The 21,030-nt window shown below is 72.4% G+C and carries 2 protein-coding genes (1 of these 2 running past the window's edge); both read right to left on the minus strand.

Annotated elements, in window-relative coordinates:
* Window positions 1-12,126, minus strand: a complete 12,126-nt coding sequence (locus tag MYMAC_RS19755; RefSeq protein ID WP_095959203.1) for a non-ribosomal peptide synthetase — start codon at window positions 12,124-12,126, stop codon at window positions 1-3.
* Window positions 12,123-21,030, minus strand: partial view of a non-ribosomal peptide synthetase/type I polyketide synthase gene (locus tag MYMAC_RS19760; RefSeq protein ID WP_204816821.1) — the 3' portion only. 2,441 nt of this gene lie beyond the right edge of the window; only the last 8,908 of its 11,349 coding nucleotides appear in the window; its start codon lies off the right edge, out of view; its stop codon occupies window positions 12,123-12,125. The genes MYMAC_RS19755 and MYMAC_RS19760 overlap by 4 nt, the downstream gene beginning before the upstream one ends.

Genomic DNA, 21,030 nt, shown 5'->3' on the forward strand with positions numbered 1-21,030 from the left:
TCAGCCCGCGCCGCGCTTCAGCCCCTCCGGCGTCTCCTGCCCCCCGGTTGCCGCATCGACATGTTCGGCGAGCCGACGCGCCAGCGTCTCCACATGCGGCGGACGCAGCGCGCTGTAGTGGTCTCCCGGCACGTCCTCCACCGTGAGCCCCGAGGGCAGCCATGGAGCCCAGCCATGCGACGGGTCCACGGCGTAGGCACGCCGCGCATCCTTCGCGCGGAGCAGCAGCACGGGGCAACGCAATGGGCCAGGGCGGTACGCCGCGAGCGCGCGCAGGTTGGCCTGCATGACGTCACGCCAGGCCCGGAGGACGGAGACCTCCACCTCGGGAGGCAGCCAGCCTGCCTGCCGCGCATGCTGGACGACCGTGGACAACTGCGCCTCGTCGCCCAGGCCCGCGAAGTCCTCGGGACGCAGCGCCGACTCGGCCCCCGCCATCCGCGCCAGGTCCATGGCCATCCTGGCGAGCAACACGCCCCCTTCCGCCTCCCGCGCGGAGACCTTCTCGTCGGGCGCGAAGCTGTCCATCAGCGCCAGGAGCGCCACGCGCTGGCCCTGCCGCTCCAGCTCGCGCGCCATCTCGAAGGCCACCACGCCGCCCAGGGACCAGCCCCCCAGGACATAGGGGCCTTCCGGCTGCACCTCACGCATGGACTCCACGTAGCGGCGGGCCAGCGCTTCAATCCGCGCCAGGGGCGGTTCACGCCCATCCAGCCCCGCGGCCTGGAAGGCGTAGACGGGACGTGAGGCGCCCACCCTTCGCGCGAGCTCCCGATAGGGGCCCACCGCGCCTCCCACGGCGTGCACCAGGAACACCGGCGTCCCGCTGCCTTCCGGCTGCAAGGCCACACGGCATCTCACCAGCGCATCCGTTCCGGCCCCGTCCAGCCAGCCCGTCAGCTTCGCCACGGAGGGTGATTCGAAGAGCGCCCGGAGCGGCAGCTCGACCCCGAACTGCGCGCGGACGCGCACCACGACCTGGGTTGCCAGCAGCGAGTGGCCTCCCAGCTCGAAGAACCCGTCGTGGACACCGACACGGCGCCCACCGAGCACCTGGGAGAAGATGTCCGCCAGGGCCTCCTCGGTGGGCGTTCTCGGGGCCACGTACTGTCCCGACGGCACCGTGGGGGCCTCGGGCACCGGCAGGGCCTTGCGGTCCACCTTGCCACTGGGCGTCAACGGAAGGACGTCCAGTCGCACGACCACCGAGGGCACCATGTGCGAGGGGAGCTGCTTCCGCAGATGCGCTTGCAGCGCCGCGGGTGTCAGCGGCTCCGCCTCCCCCGTCACGTAGGCGATGAGCCGCGCATCGCCCCGCGCCTCCTGTCGAACGACCGCCACCGCGTCCCGCACGCCCGGGTGGCCGCGAAGCGCGGCTTCGACCTCGCCCAGCTCGATGCGGAAGCCGCGCAGCTTCACCTGGAAGTCCGCTCGGCCCAGGTACTCCAGCGTCCCGTCCGGCAGCCACCGCGTCACATCACCGGTGCGGTACAGGCGCGCGCCCGGGACACCACTGAAGGCATCGGGGATGAAGCGCTCCGCCGTCAGCTCCGGCCGCTGCCGGTACCCGCGGCCCACCTGCACGCCACCGATGTGCAGCTCGCCCGGGATGCCTACCGGCGCCGGCTGCCCCTGCCCGTCCAGCACATACAGCGCCGTGTTCGCCACCGGCTTGCCGATAGGGACGCGCTGCAGCCGCGCGTCCCTGGGGCAGGGCCAGTAGGTGACGTCCACCGCCGCTTCCGTCGGACCGTAGAGATTGTGCACCTCCACCGTCTCCGGCAGCCGCGCGTACGCCGTCTTCACCAACTCCGCGTCCAGCGCCTCGCCGCTGCACACCACCCGGCGCAGTGCGCTCAGCCCCTCCAGTCCTGGCTCCTCCAGGAAGGCGCGCAGCATGGAAGGAACGAAGTGCACCGTGCTGACGCGCTCCTCCTTCAGCACCTTCGTCAGGTACGCCGGCTCCTGGTGGCCGCCGGGACGGGCCACCACCAGCCGCGCGCCCACCGACAGCGGCCAGAAGAACTCCCACACAGACACGTCGAAGCTGAAGGGCGTCTTCTGCAGCACCACGTCCTCGCCGCCCAGCCCGTACTCCCGCTGCATCCACCGCAGCCGGTTGACGATGGCGCCGTGCGCGTTCATCGCGCCCTTGGGACGCCCCGTGCTCCCCGACGTGAAGATGACATACGCCAGCGCCTCCGGGCCCACCCGAGGCACGGCGGGACGCGTCGCGGGCCGCCTCGACACCTCCTCCCGCTGCGCATCCAGCAGCACCACGCGCACAGGCGCCGAGGCCAGCACGTCCTGGTGCCGCTCGTGCGTCAGCAGCACCGCCGCGCCGCTGTCCTCCAGCATCCCCACCAACCGCTCCCGAGGGTACGCCGGGTCCAGCGGCACGTAGGCGGCGCCCGCCTTCAGCACGCCCAGTAGCGCCACCACCATGTCCACCGAACGCTCCAGGCACACGCCCACCAGCGACTCGACGCCGACCCCCATCCCCTGGAGGAAGTGCGCCAACTGGTTCGCCCTCGCCTCCAGCTCACGGTACGTCACGTGCTCCGACTCGAACGTCACCGCCACCGCGTCCGGCGTCTGCTCCACCTGCGCTTCGAACAGCTCCGCCAGCGTCGCCTCGCGCGGGGCTGCCACCGCGCGCCCGCTCGACGCCTCCACCAATTGCTGGCGCTCCTCCGCCCCCATCAAGGGCAAGGCTTCCAGCCGCTGCCCGGGCGACGCCACCGCCGCCTCCAGCAGCACCCGCATGTGCCCCAGCAGCCGCTCCGCCGTCTCCCCGTCGAACAGGTCGCTGTTGTAGTTCAGCGCCGCGTAGACGCCTCCTGGCGCATCGCCCACGAACAGGGACAGGTCGAACTTCGACGTCTGGATCTCCGCGTCCACCACCTTCAGCGAGAGGCCTTCACTCCGCTTCACATCCGGCGGCGGCGTGTTCTGAAGCGTCAGCGATACCTGGAACAACGGGCTGCGGCTCAGGTCTCGCTCGGGGCGCAGCTCCTCCACCAGCTTCTCGAAGGGCACGTCCTGATGCGCGTAGGCACCCACGGTGACTTCACGCACCTGGGCCAACAGCTCACGGAACGTCGCCTCCGGCTTCACCCGCGCGCGCAGCACCAGCGTGTTCGCGAAGTAGCCGATGAGCCCCTCCGTCTGTGCGTGGGTCCTTCCCGCGATGGGGAAGCCCACGCTGATGTCGTCCTGCCCCGAGTGCCGCCACAGCACCGTCTGGTACGCCGCCAGCAGCACCATGAACGGGGTCGCGCTCTCGGAGCGGCCCAGGGACTCCACCCGCTGCCAGAGCGCCTGGGGCCACACCTGCCGCCGGACAGCGCCTCGGAACGTCTGGACCGCCGGACGCGGCCTGTCCGTGGGCAGCTCCAGCGCACGCGGCGCGCCTTCGAGCTGCTGGCGCCAGTACCGCACCTGCGCCTCCAGCGCCTCGCCCTTCAGCCAATCACGCTGCCACTGCGAATAGTCCGCGTACTGCACCGGCAGCTCGGGCAGTGGCGACGCGTTCCCGTGTGAGAAAGCCTCATGGAGCGTCGACAGCTCGCGCACCAGGATGCCCATGGACCAGCCGTCCGACACGATGTGGTGCAGCATCATCACCAACACGTGCCGCGCTTCGGCCAGCTTCAGCAGATGGGTCCGCAGCGCCGGCGCGCGCGCGAGGTCGAAGGGCCTGTCCACCTCCGCCCGGATGAACCGCCGGGCCGCGGTGTCCTCCTGTCCACGCAGGTCCACCACGGGGATCCGGAGCGCCTCCGCGGGCAAGATGACCTGGACCGGCGCTTCACCTTGGACAGGGAAGGTGGTGCGGAGGACCTCGTGACGGCGCACGAGCTCGGAGAACGCGCGCTCCAGGACCTCGACGTCCAGCGGGCCCTCCAGGTTCAGGACGAGCGGCACGTTGTACGCCGTGCTTCCGGGCTGAAGCCGGTCCAGGAACCACAGCCGCTGCTGCGCGAACGACAAGGGGCGCTTCTCCGACCGGGGCTGGGCATGCAGCCCAGGCATCGCCTCGCTTCGAGCCGCCAGCGCCACCCGCTGGGCGAAACCTCGCAGCGACGGGGACTCGAAGAGCGCCCGCAGGGGCACCTCCACCCCGAGCGCCGCGCGAAGCCGGGCCACCACCTGCGTGGCCAGCAGCGAGTGCCCGCCCAACCCGAAGAAATCGTCCTTCCGCCCTACCCGCTCCACCCGCAGGACCTGCGCCCAGACGGAGGCCAGCGTCTCTTCCAAGGGAGACGCCGGCGCTTCGTAGTCCGGCGACGAATCACGCGCCGACGCCTCCGGCGCAGGCAGCGCGCGCCAGTCCACCTTGCCGTTGGCCGTGAGCGGCAGCGCCTCCAGCACCACCAGCGCGGAGGGCACCATGTGGGCCGGGAGCCGCTCCTGGAGGTACGCACGCAGCGCCGCAGTCTCGGGCCCTGGTGCCTCGGCCGGGACGGCGTAGGCCACCAGCCGCTTGTCCCCGGGCGCATCCTCTCGCGCGACGACGACGGCGTCGCGGAGCCCCGGATGCGCGCGCAGCACCCCCGCGACCTCTCCGGGCTCCACGCGGAAGCCGCGCACCTTCACCTGGAAGTCCGTGCGGCCAATGAACTCCACGCGCCCGTCTTCCAGCCAGCGCACCTTGTCACCGGTGCGGTACATCCTCGCGCCGGGAGTCAGGCTGTACGGGTCCGGTACATAGCGCTCCGCCGTCAGGTCCGGGCGGCGCAGGTAACCACGCGTCACCTGCGCGCCGCCGACGTACAGCTCTCCCGGGATGCCCACCGGCACCGGCCGCAGCGCCGCGTCCAGGACGTACAGCCGCGTGTGGGCCAGCGCCCGGCCCAGCGGAACGGACGCGCCGGACACCGCGGAGCGAGGGAGCGCCACGGGCCCCGCCACGACGCCCACCGTCGTCTCCGTGGGACCGTAGTGATTGAACACCTGGCACGCGGGGGCCAGGGCGTGCACCTGCTCCAGGAGGCTCCAGGAGGAGGACTCTCCGCCAAGCACCAGCCGCTTCTTGGGCAACACCCGCCCGGGCTCCGCCGCCGTCATCAGCGCCGCCAGGTGCGCGGGCACGATCTTCATGCAGTCCACGGGGAACCGCGCGAAGTACTCCGCGGCCTCGGCCGGGCTGGTCGCGCGCTCCTGCGTCAACACGTGGAGCAGGCCGCCCGAGCACAGCGCGGGGAACAACACCGTGTTCCCCAGGTCCGCCACCACGGTGGAGACCAGGGCGAAGCTGGCACACGTCGTCAAATCCAGCCGCTCGGTGACGGCGTGCACGTAGTGGGCGAGCTGCCCGTGCGACACCGCCACGCCCTTGGGACGGCCGGTGCTGCCCGACGTGAACAGCACGTAGGCCAGCTGGTCCGGGTGGACCTCGCACGCGGGCGAGTGCCGGGCGTGCTGCTCCAGCGTCGCGGCGTCCGCATCCCACTGAACCACGGTGGCCGCGGTGCCACCGAAGACCTGGGCGTGACGCGCCTGCGTGATGACCACGGGCGCGGCCACTTCCGCCACCAGGTCCTGCAACCGTGACGCGGGCTGCGTGGAGTCCAACGGCACATAGGCGCCCCCCGCCTTCAGGACGCCCAGCATGGAGACCACCCACGCCGCCCCGCGCTCCAGGCACAGGGCGACCGGCACGTCCGCGCCCACGCCCAGCCCCCGCAGATGATGCGCGAGCTGGTTCGCCCGGGCATCCAGCTCACGGAACGACAGCACCTCGTCTTCGCACCGGACCGCGGGCGCGTCGGGTGACGCCGCGACGGCCTGCTCGAAGCGCTGGTGGACGGCTGCTCGCGGGACGTCCAGGCCGGGCGCGTCCCAGGCCCCGAGCACCTGCTGACGCTCCGCCTCGGCGAGGAGCGACACGTCGGAGAGGCGCTGCGCCGGCGCCGAGCTGACGGACTCCAGCAGGCGTTGGAGGTGCGTCACCACCCGCGCGGCCGTGGCCTGGGTGAAGAGGTCGGTGCTGAACTGGAGGATGCCCGAGAACCCCTCTGGCGATTCACCGAGGTTCAGCGACAGCTCGAAGCGCGCCGCCTCGGTGCCGACGAGCCCCTGGGGCTTCACGGCCAGCGAGGGCAGCGCCAGGTGCCCCACGGGGGCGTTCTGCAGCACGAAGAGGACCTGGAAGAGCGGGCTCCGCCCCAGGCTCCGCTCGGGCTGCAGGTGTTCCACCAGCTTCTCGAACGGGACGTCCTGGTGCTCGTAGGCCCCCAGCGTGCGCTCACGCACCTGGGCCAGCAGGTCGCGGAACGTCTCCTCGGGGCGCACCTCCGCACGAAGGACGAGCGTGTTGACGAAGAACCCGATGAGCCCTTCCGTCTCCTGATAGCGGCGCCCCGCGATGGGAGAGCCCACCACGACATCCTCCTGCCCCGCGTAGCGCGACAGGAGCAGTTGGAAGGCCGCCAGGAGCACCATGAAGGGCGTGGCGCCCTCGGCCTGGGCGAGCGCTGTCACGCCGTCGCTCAAGGACCGCGACAGCCGCACGGGCACGGCCGCGCCCTGATGTGACAATGTCACCGGCCTGGGCTTGTCCGTGGGCAGCTCCAGGTACGGCGGAGCGCCGGACAACTGCTTGCGCCACCAGGCCAGCTGCGCCTCCAGCGCGTCCCCCTGCAGCCAACGCCGCTGCCACACGGAGAAGTCCGCGTACTGCACCGGCATTGGCGGCAACGCGGGGGGCCGTCCCTCCTGAAACGCCGTATAGAGCGCGCCCACTTCCCGGACCAGGACGCCCAACGACCAGCCGTCCGAGATGATGTGGTGCAGCACCAGCAACAGCGTGTGCGACGCTGGCGACAGGCGCGTCACGGTCGCTCGCAGCAGCGGCCCGTTCCTCAAGTCGAAGGGCCGCAGCGCCTCTCGCGCGGTCCGCGCCTGGAGCTCCGCCTCACGCGACTCCGTGGGCCACGCGCCCAGGTCCTCGAACGCGAGCCGGAAGGCCCCGGCGGGATGGATGACCTGGACGGGCTGCCCTTCCCGCGAGGCGAAGGTGGTGCGCAACGACTCGTGCCGGTCCACCAGCGCCGACAGGGCCTGCTGGAGCGCCTCCACGCTCAGCGTGCCTTCGAGGCGTAGAAAAATGGGGACGTTGTAGACGGCGCTTCCCGGATGAAGCTGGTCGATGAACCACAGCCGCTGCTGCGCGAAGGACACCGGCATCGCGTCCGTGCGCGGCGCGGGGACCAGCGGCGGCACACCCGCCGCCGCATCGCTGCTTCCCGCGCCCTCGATTCTCGCCGCGAGCGCCTCCAGGGTGGGCGACTCGAAGATGGCCCGCAGCGGCAGCTCCACGCTGAAAGCGGAGCGGACGTGCGCGACGAGCTGCGTGGCCAGGAGCGAGTGCCCGCCCAGCTCGAAGAAGTCGTCCTCGACGTTCACGCGCTCGGTGCCAAGGACTTCACGCCAGAGGGCGAGCAACTGGTGCTCGGTGGGCGTGCGCGGCTCCCGGGCCTGCCGCTCCACTTGAGGGGCCAGCTCCGCCACCTGGAGCGCCTTGCGGTCCACCTTGCCGTTGGGCGTCAACGGCAACGCCTCCAGCACCACCACCGTGGACGGCACCATGTACTCCGGCAGCCGCTGCTTCACCGACTCCTTCAGCGCCGCCCCGTCTCCCCCAGGTGCCACCACGTAGGCCACCAGCCGCTTGCCGCCCCAGCCTTCTTCACGCACCACCGCCGCGGCCTCCTCCACCCCCGCCTGCTGCTTCAGCGCCTCCTCCACCTCCCCCAGCTCGATGCGGAAGCCCCGCACCTTCACCTGCGTGTCCCGGCGGCCCAGGAACTCCAACGTCCCGTTCCCCAACCACCTCGCCTCGTCCCCCGTCCGGTACAGCCGCTCGCCGTCTCCAAACGGGCTCGGCACGAAGCGCTCCGCCGTCAACTCCGGCCGCCCCACGTACCCCACCGCCAGCCCGTCTCCTCCCACATACAGCTCGCCTCTCACCCCAGCGGGCACCGGGCGCAGGCGCGCGTCCAGCACGTACACCCGCGTATTCGCCACCGGCCCGCCAATGGGCACCGCCCCCGGCCCCACGTCCTCCACCGTCTCCATCCGGTGCACGCTCGTGAAGGTCGTCCCCTCCGTCGGGCCGTAGCCGTTGATGAGCACCGCGCCGCTCGCCACGCGCTCGCGCACCCGCCCCACCGGCAGCACGTCACCGCCCGCCAACACCTGCCTCACGCCTCGCAGCGCTTGCGGCTGGTACGCCTGCATCTGCTCGAAGAGGGCCGCCGTCAGCCACAGCGACGTGATGCCCGTCTCCTCCAACGTCCGCGCCAGCGCCTCCAGCTCCAGCGGCCCTTCCGGGTACACCACCAGCTTCCCGCCGTGGAGCAGCGCGCCCCACACCTCCAACGTCGACGCGTCGAACGCCGTTGGCGCCAACTGCAACCACACCTCCCGTGGCCCGAAGTCCGCCACCCCGCTGCCCATCACCAGCCGCGTCACCGCGCGCTGCGGCACCCCCACACCCTTCGGCCTCCCCGTGCTCCCCGACGTGAACATCACGTACGCCAGGTTGCCGCCGCTGGCTCCGGACCGGAGGTTGCTCTCCGGCTGCCGGGCGATGAGCGCGTCCCACTCCGTGTCCACGCTCACCACCAGCTCGCTCCCGGATGCCATCTCGTCCGCGAGCTTCTCCTGCGCCACCAGCAGCGCGACCCGCGCCTCCGACTTCATCCACCCCAGGCGCTCCAGCGGGTAGCTGGCGTCCAGCGGTACGTACACCCCGCCCGCCTTCACCACCCCCAGCATGCTCACCACCCACGCCAGCGAGCGCTCCACGCACACCCCGACCCTGACCTCCGGGCCGACCCCCATGCCCCGCAGGTGGTGTGCCAGTTGGTTCGCCCGGCGATTCAGCGCCGCGTACGTCAGCGTCTCGCCCCGGTCCTCCACCGCGACCGCGTCCGGCGTCTCCTCCACCTGCGCTTCGAACAGCTCCGCCAGCGACGCCTCGCGCGGGTACGCCACCGTCCGCCCGCTCCACACCTCCACCAACCGCTGGCGCTCCTCCGCGCCCATCAACGGCAAGGCCTCCAGCCGCTGCCCGGGCGACTCCACCGCCGCCTCCAGCAGCACCCGCACGTGCCTCAGCAGCCGCTCCGCCGTCTCGTCCTCGAACAGGTCGCTGTTGTAGTTCAGCGACACCATGACGCCCTCGGGGGCCTCTTCGACCATCAGCGACAGGTCGAACTTCGAGGTGTGCGTCTCCGCCTCCACGGGCGACAAGGCCAGGCCCCGCCCCAGGTCCATCTTCGGCTGGGGCGTGTTCAGCAGCGTCAGCGACACCTGGAACAGCGGGCTGCGGCTCAGGTCACGTTCCGGGAGCAGCGCCTCCACCAGCTTCTCGAAAGGCACGTCCTGATGCGCGTAGGCCCCCAGGGTGGCCTCGCGCACCTGCGCCAGCAGCTCGCGGAACGTCGCCTCCGGCCTCACCCGCGCGCGCAGCACCAGCGTGTTCGCGAAGTAGCCGATGAGCCCTTCCGTCTGTGCGTGGGTCCTTCCCGCGATGGGGAAGCCCACGCTGATGTCGTCCTGCCCCGAGTGCCGCCACAGCACCGTCTGGTACGCCGCCACCAGCACCATGAACGGGGTCGCGCCCTCGGCCCGGCTCAGGGCCACCACCCGTTGCCAGAGCGCCTGGGGCCACACCTGCCGCTTCGCCCGGCCCCGGAAGGTCTGGGCCGCGGGACGCGGCTTGTCCGTGGGCAACTCCAGCGCGCGCGGCGCGCCTTCGAGCTGCTGGCGCCAGTACCGCACCTGCGCCTCCAGCACCTCGCCCCTCAGCCAGCCTCGCTGCCATTGCGCGAAGTCCGCGTACTGCATCGGCAGCGGAGGCAACGGCGAAGCCATCCCGTGCAGGTGCGCTTGATAGAGCGTCACCCACTCGCGCACCAGGACGCCGATGGACCACCCATCCGAAACGATGTGGTGAATCACCATCACCAGGAGGTGCTCTTCCGGCGCCAGCTTCACCAGCGAGGCCCTCAGCAAGGGGCCCCGGACGAGGTCGAACGGCCGAAGCACCTCTTCCTTCAGGAGCCTCGACGCCGAGTCCCCTCGAATCGACTCAGGCAGCCCGCTCAGGTCCACGGGCTGGAACGACGGCGCCCCGTCTGGCGCGATCACCTGAACGGGGACGCCCCGCTCGCTTCGGAACGTCGTGCGCAACGACTCGTGCCGCTGCACCAGCGCGTGGAAGCCACGCTCCAGCGCCTGCGCGTCCAGCGGCCCCACCAGCCGCACCGCCGCGGTCACGTTGTACGAAGCGCTCCCGGGCTCCAGCTGGTCCAGGAACCACAGCCGCTCCTGGGCGAAGGAGAGCGGCCGCCCTACCTCACCCTCCGCGAGGAGCGCCTCCTCCACGTGGGCCTGCTCCGCCCGCCGCTGCCGTGAAGGCTCCGTCGAAGTCTCGGGCGCAGCCATCGGCGCGGAGGCCCCATCCACGGGCACCTCGGACGCCACCGCCGCCAGCCGGGCCACCGTCGGCTGGTCGAACAACTGCTTCGCGGTGATGCGCAGGCCCGCCTGCGCGGCGCGGGCGATGACCTGGATGCCGACGATGGAGTCGCCGCCGAGCTCGAAGAAGTTGTCGTGGATGTCCACCCGCTCGCGGCCAAACACCTGCGCCCAGATGGCGGCGAGCGTGGTCTCCTTCGCGTCGCGCGGCCCTTCGAACGCTCGCGGCGGCGCGGGGGATGCGCTCGGGCCGGGCTCCGGCGCCACGTCGGGCTGGCGCGGGTCCGCCCACGTCAGCACCAGCGGATGACGCGTGTGCTCGGAGCGCCGGGCCACCTCCTCCAGGAGGTCCTCCGCGTGCTCGGCCCAGCGCTCCAGCACGAAGCGCAGCCGTTCGAGCTGCGCGTCCGCGAAGGCCGCCGTGAAGCGCGCGCGGTCGTACCGCAGGTGCAGCGGGAGCCGAGCCCCGTTCATGGAGACGAGCGTCAGGGCGAAGTGGTCCTCCTCCACGGCCCGCACGTCATGCACCGAGAGCGACTTCGCCGAGGACGACAGCGCGGCATCCAGCGGGTAGTTCTCGAAGACGACCAGCGACTCGAAGAGCGGCGTGCCCGCGGGCACATCGCTCCAGCGCTGCACCTTCACCAGCGGCGCGTGCTCATGCTGCCGGGCCTCCAACTGCGCGTCCTGGAGGCTCCGCAGCCAGCCGAGGCTGCTCACGTCGCGCGTCAGGCGCACCCGCACGGGCTGGGTGTTGATGAACAGCCCGACCATGTCCTCCACGCCCGGCAGGTCCGGGGGCCGCCCGGAGACGATGGTGCCGAAGACGACGTCCCCCGCGCCGGAGAGATGTCCCAGGACCAGGGCCCAGGCCCCTTGCACCAACGAAGACACCGTGAGGCCCTGCCTCCGCGCCAGGGCATTCAGGGCCGAGGTGCGCTCCTCCGACAGGTGCAGTGAACGCGTCGCCCGCCCGTGCCCCTCCGAGCCATCGGGCCCTGCCCTCAACGGGGTCGGCTCCCGGAAGCCCTTCAACGTCTGGCGCCAGAAGGACTCCGACGCGGTCAGGTCATGCTCCGCCAGCCAGCCGATGTAGTCCCCGAACGGACGCGGCGGCACCAGCCGGAGCGGACGTCCCGCCAGCGCGTCCTCGTACGCGGCGAAGACGTCCCGAAGCACCAGCGGCACGGACCAGCCATCCAGGATGAGGTGCGAGTGGCTGAAGACGAAGCGGTAGGCATCCTCCCCCACGCGCATCAGCGCCAGCCGCACCAGCGGCGCTTGCGACAGGTCAATGCCTTCCCGGCGGTCTTCCTCCAGGAAGGACTCCCAGCGGGAGTCCCTCGCGTCGGGCTCCAGGCCACGCCAGTCCTCGACGCGGATGGGAAGCTCGACCTCGCGCAGCACCACCTGCACGGGCTCGTCCACGTCGTCCCAGACGAGCGCCGTGCGGAGGATGGGATGCGCCAGGACGACGGCCTCCCACGCCTGGGTGAAGGCCCGCACGTCCAGGCGCCGCAGCTCACAGACGAGCTGGTTGAAGTACAGCCCCTGCCCGGGCTCCGAAATGGCATGGAAGAGCATGCCGCCCTGCAAGGGCGACAGGGGGTACAGGTCCTGGATGTTGTCGCTCATCGCGTCTTCTTTCCAAACCGCGCGGACAGCTTGTCGAGTTGCGCCTGCTTCACCTTCGCGAGCGGGAAGTCCGAGGGCGAATGGCCCCCCGCGTCCGGCGCCTTCGACGCCGCCACCAGGGCCCGCAGGCGCGTGACGAAGTCCTCCGCCACGCGTGCCACCGTCTCACGCCGGTGCACCGCGCCGCTGAAGGTCCACAGCACCTCCAGCCGCCCGTTGCGAACCGCGCTCATCACGTCGATCAGGTACGGCCGGCGAGCCACCGGCGCCCGCTGCCGCAGGGACTCGCTCTCCGCCGCCAGCGCGAAGGGCCCGTCCGCGCCCACCACGCCGTCCACCTGTCCCAGGTGGTTGAAGCCCACCTCCGCGGCGGGCAGCGCCGCCAGCGCCGCGTCCTTCGACACGTAGCGGAGCAGGCCCCACCCCATGCCCTGGGACGGCACCGCGCGCAGCCCTTCCTTCACGGCGCGCAGCGCATCCCCGGGGGTCGGCGCCCCACGCAGGTCCAGCAGCGCGGGGAACACGCGCGTGAACCAGCCCACCGTGCGCGAGACATCCACGCCCGGCAGCACCTCTTCACGGCCATGGCCCTCCACGTCCACCAGCGCGACGCCGCCACCGGCCCACGCCGTCAGCGCCTGCCCCAGCGCGGTGAGCAACGGGTCCTGCGCCTGCGTGTGCCAGGCCTTGGGCACGTCCTGCAGCAAGGCCCGCGTCTCCTCCACGTCCAGGGTGACGCGAACCGAATGCGCCGTGGCCTCGGTGTTGACGCCTTCCGGGAAGTCCACCGGCACCCGGGCCGCCTCCTGCCAGGGCCGCTCCAGCCACCACTTCCGCTCCGCCGCCAGCTTCTCCGACCGCGCGAGCGTCTCCAGGCCCCGCGCCCAGGCCTGGAACGAGGTCGTCTTCGGGGGCAGCCGCGCCGCATTGCCCGCGGCGAGCTGTGCGTACACCCCGGCCAGGTCCTCCAGGAGGATGCGCCACGACACCGCGTCCACCACGAGGTGATGGACGGTCAGCAGCAACCGCGCGGAGCGCCCACGCCCCAGGGTCAGCAGCGTGGCGTGGAGCAGCCCGCCGTCCAGCCGCAGGGCCTGCTGCGCCTCTTCGGCGCGGTGCTGCACCACCGCCGCCTGCTCCACCTCGGGCACGGTGGACAGGTCCACCTGCTCGACGAGGACACCAGCCTCCGGCTCCGGGACGACCTGCCGCCAGCCCGCCTCGCCGCGTGCGAACCGCGCCCGGAGCGCATCATGGTGCGCCAGCAGGTGGGTCAACGCCTGTCCCAGGAGGGCGCCATCCAGGGGGGTCTTCACCTCCAGCAGCAGGGACATGTTCCAGTGGTGCGGCGCCTCCTGTGCCAGCTCGAAGAACCAGTGCTGGATGGGCGTCAGCGCCACGGGCCCCACCACCGCGCCCTGCTCGGCCTGCACGGCGAGCCGGGTCCCCGCGACCGTGGCGAGCCGCGCGACCGTCGGGTTCTGGAAGAGCTGCTTCGGTGACAGCTCGATGCCCTGCGCGCGCGCGCGGGTGATGATCTGCAAGCCCAGGATGGAGTCGCCGCCCAGCTCGAAGAAGTCGTCGTGGATGCCCACGCGCTCCACGCCCAGGACTTCCCGCCAGAGCGACACCAGCGTGGCCTCCACCTCCGAACGAGGCGCCACCGGCGCGACCGCCGGCCCCGTTTCGGGCGCGGGCAGCGCGCGGCGGTCCACCTTGCCGTGTCGCGTGCGTGGCAACGCGTCCAGCGCGACGACCGCCGCGGGGACCATGTACGGCGGCAGCCGCGAACGCACCCAGCCCTTCAGCGCCGCCGCGTCCGGCGCCGCGCCGCTGTCCGTGGCCACGGGCACCACGTAGGCCACGAGCCGCTTCGGCCCCTTGCCATCGTCTCGCGCCACGACGACGGCCTCCCTCACCGAGGGATTCGCCAGCAGCGTGGCCTCGACCTCGCCCGGCTCGATGCGGAAGCCGCGCACCTTCACCTGCTCATCCACGCGGCCCAGGAACTCCAGCGTGCCGTCCCCGCGCCAGCGGGCCACGTCGCCCGTGCGGTACATGCGCGCACCGGAGCGGCCGTCGAACGGATCCGTCACGAAGCGCTCGGCCGTGAGTCCCGGCTGGCCCAGGTAGCCCCGCGCCACGCCCGCGCCGCCCAGGTACACCTCACCCGGCGCGCCCTGCGGGACGAGCTTGCGCCGCGCGTCCAGCAGGTACACGCGCGCCCCGGGCACCGCGCGGCCAATGGGCACGCGGTGCTCCTCCCCCACCCGCACCCGGTGCACCGTGCTCCAGATGGTGGCCTCCGTGGGGCCGTACTCGTTGAACAGGGCCACCGACGGCAACGCCTCATGGTGCGCACGCGTCAGCTCCACGGGGCACGCCTCACCGCCGACGCTCACCGCCGTCAGGCTCTTCAGGCCCCCCACAGCCGCCGCGGCGAGGAGCTGCCCGTACAGCGACGGCACGGAGATGAGGTGCGTGACGCGTGACTGGGCGATGCGCTCCGCGAGCCGCCGCGGGTCCTCACGCTCCTCCGCGTCCGGGTAGCGCAACGCGCCGCCCTCGAACAGGGACCAGAGCAGCCCCGCCAGCGCGGCGTCGAAGGTGAATGGCGCCAGGGACATCACGACGCCGGGCGCGCCGTACACCTCCGCGCGGGCCCGTGTGGCCGCCACCAGGTGCCGGTGCTCCAGCACCACACCGCGTGGCCGCCCCGTGGAACCCGACGTGTAGACGATGCACGCCGCGTCCGTTCCCTCCGGACGGACGCGCAGGTCCCCCGTGGCCTCGGGCAGCGAGTCCAGCGTGATGACCTCCGGCCCCGCTCGCGAAGGAACGCGCGCACGGAGCGACTCGGAGGTGAGCAGCATCCGGGCCTGCGTGTCCGCCAGGATGCTGGAGAGGCGCTCCGGCGGATGGTCCACGTCCAGCACCACCACCGCCGCGCCCGCGCGCATCACGCCCAGCAGCCCCGCCACCACCTCCGAGGGCTGCGCCACCGCAAGCGCGACGACGGCGCCTCGCCCCACGCCCCGTGACACCAGGTGCCCGGCGACGCGCAGGGACAGCGCTTCCAGCTCGCGATACGTGAAGGTCCGGGCACCGTCCGCCACCGCCACCGCGTCGGGCGTCCGCGCCGCCTGGGCCAGGAACCGCGCGGGCACGGTGTCCGAGGCAGGCAGCTCGGCCACGGGCGCGGGGTTCCACTCCACCAGCAGCCGGGCGCGCTCCGCGGCGTCCAGGAGGTCGAGCTGGGACAGCCGCGCGTCCGGGCGGCTCGCCGCGGCCTCCAGCACCCGCAGCAGGGAGCCCGCGAGCCGCGCGATGGTGGCCTCGTCGAAGAGGCGGGTGTTGAAGTCGATGCCGCCGCGCAGGCCCTCGGCCGTCTCCGTGACCTCCAGCGTGAGGTCCATCTTCGTGGCGCCCGTGTGCACGTAACGGCCACGCATCTGGAGCCCGGCCAGCGACAGCACGGGCGTGGGCGTGTTGTGCAGCACCAGCATCGTCTGGAAGACCGGGTTGTGGCTGAGGTCGCGCGGGGTGTTCAGCACCTCCAGCACCTTCTCGAACGGCATCTCCTGGTGCGAGAAGGCGGCCAGCGCGGTGCGCCGCACCCGGCCCAGCACCTGCGTGAACGTGGGGTCTCCGCTCAGGTCCGCGCGCAGGGCAATGGAGTTGATGAAGCAGCCAATCAGCGGCTCCACCTCGGGCCGGTTGCGCCCCGCGACGGGCGACCCCACCGCGAAGTCCTCCTGTCCCGTGTACGCGTGCAACAGCACCTGCCACGCGGCCAGCAGCACCATGAAGGGCGTGGCCCCCTCCTTCCGGCCGGCCGCCACCACGGCATCCATCAGCGACCGGGGCACCGAGAAGGGCAACTGCGCGCCGTCATGCGTCTGCACGGGCGGACGGGGACGGTCCACCGGGAGCTGGAGCACCGGCACCTCCGCCAGCACCTCGCCCCACCAGTCCTGCTCCGCCTTCAGCGAGGGGCCTCGCATCCACTCCAGCTGCCAGAGCGCGTAGTCCGCGTACTGCACGGACAGGGCGGGCAGCGTCGGCGGCTGGCCCGACATCTCGGCCTCGTACAACTGAATCATCTCGTGCACCATCACCGCCGCGGACCAGCCGTCCGAGATGATGTGGTGCAGCGTGAGCAGCAGGACGTGCTCGGTGCTCCCCACCCGCAGCAACGTCGCGCGGAGCAGCGGGCCCTGCTCCAGGTCGAAGGTGCGGCGCGCCTCTTCACGCGCCTGGCGGGCGAGCTCCTCCTCACTGGCGTCCTCCGCATCCCGGACGAGGATGGAGACCTCCAGCGCTGGCGCGATGAGCTGCACCGCGGCGTCGCCTTCCACGGCGAACGTGGTCCGCAAGGCCTCGTGCCTGCGCACCACGCCGTTCAACGCCCGCTCCAGCGCCGCGGCATCGAGCTTGCCGGACAGCGTGAAGGCGACGGCGTTGTTGTAGGCCACGTTGCCTGGCTCCAACCGGTCCAGGTACCAGAGCCGCTGCTGCGCGAAGGACAGCGGCAGCGGGCGTCCCCGAGGCACGAGCGGAATGGTCCCCGAGCCCTCGGGCCTGGAGGCCGCGCCGCTCCCCATCCGCGCGGCGGACTTCGGCGGCGCTGGACGCCGCTCCGTGACGGGCGCGGCGGCCAGGAGCTCCACCGAACCGTCCCGCTTGCGCCGCGCACGACGGCCAGTCCCCAGCCGCCGCGCACCGTCGGACTCCCCGGCGAGCACGCGCATCGACGTGGTCTCCGGCGCGTTCCAGAAGCCACGCGGCACCCCCGCGCCCGTCACCACCAGCTCACCCACGACGCCCACCGGCACCGGCTGGCCGCGTCCGTCCACCACGTCCCACCGCGAGGCGTCCACCGGCCCCATGGCCACGGCCCAGGCGCCGAGCCCCAGGCCGGGCTGACGGTGCGCGACCCGCCACGGCATGGCGCGCGCCAGGGACGCCGCCGCTTCCTCGGACGCGCCTTCGAGCAGGACGTGGCGCACGGGGCGCAGCACCTCCGCCGCGTCGGGCAGCGCCAGCATCGACCGCGCCAGCGCCGCGGTGCAGTGCAGGTGGGTGATGCCCGCCTCCCGCACCAGCGACAGCAGGGCCTCCGCCGCGCCAGGGCCTTCCCGGAGGGCCGCCGAGGGAATCGCGGGCGAGGGCGCCGGCGAATGACGGCCACGCAAGGCGTCCAGGTGCCGCAACCCCTCCAGCGTCGCCTCGACCTCCACGCCGAAGTCCACCAGGCAGGCAATCTCATCCACGTCGAGCCGCTGGACCCGCTCCACCATGGGCGCGCAGCTCTCCGGCGTGCCGATGAGGCCGCCGTCCTGCACGTAGCGCTCCACACCGTGCGCCAGCAGCGCGTCGATGTCCGAGCGCGACAGCGAGCGGGGATCCACGTCGAGCCCCAGGCTGGCCAGGAAGCCCGAGGAGATGTCCACCGAGCTGCGGAAGTAGTCGAGCAGCGGCGGCCGCGCCTTCTTCTGGACCTCGGCCGGGTCATCACCGAGGAACGCGTGCATCATCAGGCTCACGTGCCCGCGCCCCGCGTGGCCATGTTGCCGCCAGGCATCGCGGTACAGCGCCACCTTGCTCGCCAGGTCATCCAGGTGCTGGCCCATCAGGTTGGTGAGCACGTACGCGCCCAGCTCGCCCGCCAGCCGGAACGTCTCGGGACTGCCGGCGGCGGTGAGCCAGATGGGCAGCACCTTCTGGACGGGCTTGGGGCGCAGGGAGATGGCGACCTCCTCTCCCGCGCCATTGCGTCGCAGCACCGTTCCACCGCGCCACAGCGTGCGCACCTCCTCGATGCCGCGGTGGAGGACGTCCTTCCTCCGCGCGTACCGGTCCGGCGCGAACACGAAGTCATTCGCGTGCCAGCCCGACGCGAAGGACACCCCCACGCGGCCGTCGGACAGGTTGTCCAGCACGGCCCACTCCTCCGCCACGAGGATGGGGTCATGCAGCGGCAGCACCACGCTCCCCGCGCGGATGCCCAGCCGCTCCGTCACCGTGGCCACGCCCGCGCCCACCACGGCGGGCCGAGGGTACAGACCGCCGAACGAGTGGAAGTGCCGCTCCGGCGTCCACACCGCGGAGAAGCCATGCGCGTCCGCGAACTTCGCCGCCTCCAGCAGCAGGCGGTACTTCCGGCCGCCCAGCGAATCCTCGTCGTTGGCGAAGAACGACAGGCTGAAATCCGTCCTCCGCCGCTCAGGCGCCGCGCCCGTCCCCCACGACGTGAAGCGCGCGCGCTCCGCGGGCAGCACCACGCGCAGCCCACGCGTCAGCGCCCAGAGGAGCTCCAGCCCGGAGCCGGGCGCCTGCGCCTCCTCCGCCGCGAGCCAGATGCCGTCCTTCGACGGAGCCTCCGCGTCCAACCGGGCGAACAGCGCCGCCACGGTGTGGTGCGTGTGGATGGCGCGGAGCTGCTCGCCCCGGGTCCCCACCAGCGGCTCCAGGCAGACCATGTCTCCGTCGGAGGCCCGCGGCGCCTCGCGGGCGGGCACGCCCAGGCGCGAATCGGTCCGCGAGAGGACCTCGTCCACCCGGATGACCCGCGCCGCGTCCAGCGGCACGCCCGTGCGGACATTCGTATGGGTCAGGAGCAGCGGCGATGGCGCCCCCGGAGGAGAGAGGCTGGCCAGCTCGCGGAGCTGCGGCACGGACAGCAGGACGTAGGCCGCCCCCAGGGCCTGCACCGCCCACTGCGCCACCACCCGCTCCACGGACGGCTCCAGGCAGACGGCGACCAGGACCTCGGGCCCCACCTCGTGGCCGGCCAGCTCCGCCGCCAGCCGGTCGGCGGACGCTCGCAGCTCGCCCCACGTCACGGCTCGGCCTTCCGGCGCCGTCATCGCCACCGACGCGGCATCAGCGGCGGCGCGCGCCTGAAGCGCCTCCGCGACAGGCACCGGCGCCGAGGCGGAGCGCCCGGCCTCCACCGCCGCCGGCCCGGGACGGGGCTGCTCGAGCGGCAACGCGAGGAGCGGCGTCTCGGGGGCCGCCACGGCCGCTTCGAGCAACGTGGTCCAGTGGGCCACCAGGCGCTCCACGGTGTCCCGTTCGAAGCGCTCCTCCGCGTAGTCGATGGTGCCGGAGAAGCCGTGCGCGTGTTCGCCCAGGCCCACCGTCAGGTCCGACAGGACGCTGCCGAACTCAGGCGGCACGTCATCCAGCTCGGCCAGGCTCATGCGCACGCCGGGCAGGTCCGCGGTCCGGTCGAAGCGGCTGTGCAGCACGAACAGGGTGTCGAAGACGCGCGAGCGGCCGGTGTCCTTCGTGGGCTCAATCTCCCGCCCCAGCTCTTCGTACGGGACGTCCGGATGCGCGTAGGCCTCCATGATGACATCCCGGACGCGCATCACCAGCTCGCGGAAGGACGGCGCGCCCGCCAGGTCCGTCCGCAGCGGGACGGCGTGCGCCACGTAGCCAATCATCGGCTCCAGCTCCGGCCGGCTCCGGTTTCCAATGGGCGTCCCCACCACGATGTCGTCGCGGCCCGTCCAACGGGACAGCAGCGCCTTCCACGACGCCAGCAGCACCATGAACGGGGTGACGCCTTCACGCTGCGCCAGCGCCTGGACCGCGGCCGACAGCGTGGAGGAGAACCCCACCTTCAGCACCTGACCTCGCAGCGCGGGGCCGTCTCCCCGCGCGCGGTCCACCGGCAGCTCCAGCGGACTGGGGAACGCGGCCAGCCGCTCCCGCCACGCCGAGAGTTGAGACGCGAACGCGCCCTCCTTCAGCGCCTTCCGCTGCCACGCCGCGAAGTCCACGTACTGCACCGGCAGCGCGGGGAGCCGCGCCGGGTGCCCCTGCTTGAGGGCCGCGTAGTGCTCGCCCAGCTCCTTCGCGAACACCACCAACGACCAGGTGTCACACACCACGTGGTGGATGGTGACGGCGAGCATGAAGTCGTCCGCCCCGAGCCGCCACAGCCGCGCGCGGGCCACGGGGCCGCGCTCCAGGTCGAACGGCCGCGACACCTCGTCGTACACGCGCTGCTGCCATGTGGCGCCCGCGAGCGGCTCGGGCGTCAACGGGAACGTCAGCCTTGGCGCGATGCGGAGGACCGGCACGCCGTCCCGCAATGGATAGGACGTGCGCAGCGCCTCGTGACGCTGCGCCGCCGCCTCCAGGCTCCGCTCCAGGACCGCCACGTCCAGCGCCCCCTGGAAGCGCAGCACCACGTACATGTTCAGGGCCGGGTTGCCGGGCAGCGCCTGCTCCAGCGCGCAGACGCGCCCCTGCACCACCGACAGGGGCAAGTCGCCATCACGCGGGATGCGGACCAGCGGAGGAAGCACCGGCTCCGCGCCATTCGCGCCCGAGGCCCCCAGGCGCTCCTGGATGCGCGCCGAGATTCCCGCCACCGTGGGCGAGTCGAAGACGTCGCTCAAAGGAAGTGGAACGGGGAACGCCTCGCGCAGCCGCGTCAGGAGCTGCGCGGCCATCAGCGAGTTGCCCCCCAGCTCCAGGAAGTCGTCGTGGATGCCGAAGTCCGACCGGCCCAGGCGCTCGCGCCAGATGGCCAGGACCTTGCGCTCCACCTCCGTGCGAGCCCCCGCCAGGTCCGAGGCGGCCTCCGCCGCGCCTCCGCCGCCGGCGACGACCGGGGACACGGCCACGACTTCGGCGGGGGCCTGGAGGGCCTTCACTGGCGCGGGAGCCGCGACGCGGAACGTCTGCCGCTGGAAGGGATACGTGGGCAGCGTCAGCTTCCGCCGCGTCTCGTGCGCGTAGACCTGGCGCCAGTCGAGCACCAGTCCCTGCTCCCACAGCGCGCCCAGCGCCTCCATCAGCGTGGCGTGCATCCCCCGCTTCGAGCCCGCCCGGGGCTGCGACGCCACGGCGCGCCCGGGCCCGCCCCGAGCCAGGGCCGTGAGCGCC

It is taken from the genome of Corallococcus macrosporus DSM 14697 (assembly GCF_002305895.1).
In the GTDB taxonomy this organism is placed as follows: Bacteria; Myxococcota; Myxococcia; order Myxococcales; family Myxococcaceae; genus Myxococcus; species Myxococcus macrosporus.